The organism is Alkalibacterium sp. m-11 (genome assembly GCF_054658155.1).
On record NZ_BAAGIR010000637.1, the window covers coordinates 1 to 249 of the forward strand.

A 249-nucleotide genomic window follows, 5' to 3' on the forward strand; every position below is an offset into this window, starting at 1 on the left:
CTAAATAAAACGACCTTAGGTTCACAGTCGATGGTTTCTCGTTTTATTCATCAACTGTCGGAGGAGAATATCGTTCAACTTCAATCAATTGCCAAGGCATTGACCACTATCTATATCGGCCAAAAAAATACACAGCATATGATCATTGACGTGGATTCTACTCACTCAGACACCTTCGGAAAACAAGAACAGACTGATTTCAATACTCACTACGGAACAACGGGTTATCATCCCTTAGTGGCTTTTGAT

1 protein-coding gene is annotated in these 249 nt (G+C 39.8%); it reads left to right on the top strand.

The genetic code is table 11. The features are described from left to right. Positions 1 to 249 (top strand): transposase (locus ACYQ2O_RS13755; RefSeq protein ID WP_459783926.1); only part of this gene is annotated, 249 nt, incomplete at both ends.